The following is a 3,819-nucleotide window of genomic DNA, read 5'->3' as shown; positions in this document are numbered from 1 at the left end:
AAAGCGGCGCCCGAAGGCGCCGCTAAAGGCCTCTTTAGCAGCAAGAGTTAACCTTTGTTTGAGCTGCGCCCGATAACTTCATCCTGCATTTCCGGCGACAGATCGTTGAAGTACGCCGAGTAGCCCGATACCCGGATCAGCAGGTTAGGGTGCAGCTCCGGGTTGTCCCGCGCCTCAATCAGAATCTTCGGATCCAGCATATTGGCCTGCACCTGCATACCGTGCCGCTTGAAGTACACCTTATACAAGCTGGCTAGCGCATCTCGTCCCTCTTCACAGTCGTAACTGGAGGCATCCAGCTTGATATTGAAATTAATACCATTGGCGAACTTCTTGTAGTCGATGCGGTTCATGGAATTCAACAACGCAGTGGTACCTCGCTTGTCCGCGCCGTTCTCCGGCGCAAAGCCTGAGGCATACGTTTCACCCGCCCGACGGCCATTAGGCAAGGCACCAACCAGGCCACCAAAGTGGGTGTGTGAGGTGTTGGAATACACGCCCGCCAGATGCTGGCCGCCACGGGTATTCTTACCCAGGGCGTGAATGGAATCGGAGTAGTGATCACCGACCCATTTCATCCAGGCATCCGCCTTGGGAATATCGTTGCCAAACTTATCGATGCCCTCCAAGCGGGCCCGAACAACCTCATCTGAGAGATCGTCTTTCAGGTGCGCAACCAGCTCTTCAAGGGTGAGCCAGCCGTCGTCGAACACTGCGCTCTCAATGGCCCCCAGGGAATCGGCGACTGTCGCCATACCACAGCCCTGGATACCGGAGAAATTGTATATCGCGCCTCCACTGGTCGAACAAACACCCTGCTCCACACAGCCCTCGACCATGCTGCTAGTCAGTGGGGTGGGATGATGCTCGGCGTGGAAACGTTCGATCGCTTCCAGGTCACGGCGTAGCTTGCCCAGCTGATGCTTCACCTGGGTATCGTAGGCGGCAACAAAGTCGTCCATCGAGCGCATTTCACTAACCGGAGGAGTCTTCGCTCCTATTTGCTTCGAGCTGTGGAACTGTTTGCCTTCGTTAAGGGCCATTTCCACCGCCAGAGGCATGTTGTACATCCCGGCGTCGGTAGAAGCCAGTGACTTGCCCGGCGCCGTGGGCTCAACACAGCCAATGGCCACATAGTTTCGAGCGTCCTCCAGTGAATATCCCACGTTCATCATAGACTCGATGATGGTCTCGTCATTGTACATCGCGGGAGCGGACCCAGCACCAAAGTTGATGCGAATCACCTCGTCGTAGAATGCCTTGGGTGTGTTCTCGTGAATACGCACATGGAAGTTGGGCTGACGCATGCGCAACTCATCGGCGAGCTCTAGCAGAACGTAGCTCAGCTCATTGGTCGCATCGTTGCCCTCGGAGTCCTGGCCACCGATGGTAACTACCTCCCAGCTGGTCAGCCCACCGAGCGTGCTGGTAGCGACGTCTGAATGCATAGGGATGGTTTCGCACAACTTGACACAGAACGCCCCCAGGATTTCCTTGGCCTGCGCACGATCGATACGCGCTTCTGCAAGGTCCTTTTCATAATAGGGTCTCAGGAACTGGTCAATACGGCCCGGGCAGGTCGTTTCGCCAAACGTTTCCTGAAAGATGGCAATATGGGCAAGTGTCATGGACTGCACTGCCTCGTGGAAGTTCGTTGCTCCCTGCCGTGGTACACGAGAGCACACCGCTGCAATGTCCAGAAGCTCTTGCTTTCGTACCGGATCGCTCTCCTGCACCGCCATTGCCTTGGCCTCTGCCGCATAGCGGTCGCCGAATTCCGCCAGTCCACTCATGGCGATCTTGACTGACCGGTAGAAATCCAGCTTTTCAGGATCGCTGGTTTGAGCTTCCATGGATGCCACTTCATCGATAATACCTTGCGCACCAACCTTGATCAGCTTTTCGTAGTCGGGAGCGAGGTGAGCAATGCCACCAGCTTCATAGACCTGGTATTGGAGCGCTTCACCCTGCTCTGCAGCGAAGCGGAAGCGATCTTTCATGTTGTCAAATGCGCGGTAAGCTGCGTTCTTATTGAGCCAATAAGGTACCTTGGAGGCCAGTTTGAACCGATCCCAGAGGCTGATCTCGAGCGGATTAACTCTGCGCTTGGGTAAACCGAACGCCTCGACCATTACCTGAATACCGGCGAGCTCGGGGTAGCAGAACCCTGCCACGCGCTTGGAGGTGAAATTTCCGACAATCAGTTCACGGGGGTAAATTTTGACACTTTTGTGATTCAGTACATGGCGGGTGGCCTCTGCGATACGAACAGCAGGGGTCTTGCCCCTATTGCGCTTGTCCTTGTCGTACTCCGTCCAGAGCAAGGCGCGCTCAATACAGGCGCCATTGGTTTCGCTCTGGACTGCCTTTTTTAGGGCTTCAGAATGGCTTAAAGTTAATGCCTATTTTGTGATGGATAGACCAAGTATTAGTTTTTTTGTATATATATCAAAATGTTAAAAACTACATTTTGGCTCACGCACTCACGCAACGCTCTTGTAATATCGTTCGGATATTCGGATATTCTGGTGCAATTCAACTAAAATTAGCATTCGTAGCGCAGCTCGAGGGCTGCATTACCAAAATGGATTCTTAAGCATTTCGAATCCTATATGGGTTACTCAACGTACCAGAACTAACTAGTCAGAAGCTATGATTGTCCAACTCTCTATTTCTCATGATCTCAGTCGATGGCTGGGGATGGATTTGCCAAGGCTCATGCGCAGGGGGAGTGACGTTATCGGCGCGCAGCGGATCGCCAATACTGAGGATGTGGTGAGCTGGCAATGTCATCTAATCACAAGTAGTCAAAGCCATAGTCCGTACCACACGGTAGTGGCAGTGCAACCCGTTAGTCATTATGCGTTATTGATTCCTTACCTACACCGCCCTACTCAAGACCAGTTCGCCGGCGATCTGATTTATCGCTGGGGCAATGAACTAATGCATAGGATGGTCGACACCAGAGCTATCCAACAGTCTGACGTAGTAACTGTCGCCGAGCAGTTCAAGACCAGTCCCCGTAGCATCGAATGGTACCTAAATAGCGATCAGGACCTGTTGGAGCGGGCCAGCTCCACCGAGCAGTGGATAGATGGTTACCTGGACGCTTTTGAACTGAACTATCTAGAGGAGGACCATGCAATCGACGTGGGAGCTCACATCAATAGTCAATCAGTGACCAAGGATGGCATGCAAGATGATGACTCTGCGGTTGTGGGCTTCGTAAATGACGGGCTGTATCGCTTTGCAAATGGCCTCTGCACCAGATTGTTTAAGAACACTATAGAAGGCAACTATCCCTACCCATGGACGGAGGCTCCACCCTGTGAGGTTATCCAAGAGCCTGTCGAAGAAGGTGGCGCCGAGCTCTTCTCGATTGACCATCTAAGCACTAAGTAGGGATCCATCGAACTTTCGATCGTGCCATATGGATATTCGACATGAACAAGTCTAAAGCACTGGATCCAACAAGTGCCGCATTTCTCTTCACCGAAAAGAGAACTACGCCTATGCACATCGCCGTGCTTGGCATCTATAAGATACCGAAAGGTTCCGATGAGGCGAAATTCCTGCAGCGCCTGGTAGATACCGTTGGTGATATCGAACGCTTTCGTTTCCCTTTTGGCAGCCGCCTGCATTCATCCCTAACAGGGCCAAGCTGGATAGCCGATGACGACATCGATATTTCCTACCACTTGCGCCGGTCCGGCCTCGCAACGCCTGGTGACTTTGAACAATTGTTTACGCTTGTATCTAGGCTTCACGGAACATCTCTGGATCGCGAGAGCCAAATATCATTACAGCCAGCGACTTGCC

3 protein-coding genes and 1 pseudogene are annotated in these 3,819 nt (G+C 52.8%); 2 read left to right on the top strand and 2 right to left on the bottom strand.

All coding sequences use genetic code 11. The annotated features are described in order from the left end of the window. Positions 1 to 47: 47 nt before the first annotated feature. Both C167_RS35255 and C167_RS31995 read right to left on the bottom strand, forming a co-directional pair. Positions 48 to 497 (bottom strand): glycine radical domain-containing protein, encoded by a 450-nt coding sequence (locus C167_RS35255; protein ID WP_268744077.1) that lies wholly within the window; start codon positions 495 to 497, stop codon positions 48 to 50. After that, positions 477 to 2,363, bottom strand: a pseudogene (locus tag C167_RS31995) (pyruvate formate lyase family protein); the annotation flags it as partial. The pseudogene C167_RS31995 and the gene C167_RS35255, both read right to left, overlap by 21 nt. 289 nt (positions 2,364 to 2,652) lie before the next feature. Here C167_RS31995 and C167_RS34365 point away from each other — a divergent pair. Beyond that, the gene (locus tag C167_RS34365) at positions 2,653 to 3,402 is read left to right on the top strand and encodes a hypothetical protein (protein WP_116369192.1); all 750 of its coding nucleotides are present in this window, start codon (positions 2,653 to 2,655) and stop codon (positions 3,400 to 3,402) included. A gap of 41 nt (positions 3,403 to 3,443) precedes the next feature. Next, positions 3,444 to 3,819: wax ester/triacylglycerol synthase family O-acyltransferase (locus C167_RS31990; RefSeq protein WP_235154266.1), on the top strand; the 376-nt coding region annotated here is incomplete at its 3' end.

The sequence above is a fragment of the Pseudomonas nitroreducens TX1 genome (assembly GCF_000313755.1).
Lineage (GTDB): Bacteria > Pseudomonadota > Gammaproteobacteria > Pseudomonadales > Pseudomonadaceae > Pseudomonas > Pseudomonas nitroreducens_A.
This window is presented reverse-complemented; position numbering and strand designations above follow the sequence as displayed.

Coding starts and splice junctions, on each gene's coding strand:
- C167_RS34365 (WP_116369192.1), top strand. CDS start 2,653: ATGATTGTCCAACTCTCTATTTCTCATGATCTCAGTCGATGGCTGGGG.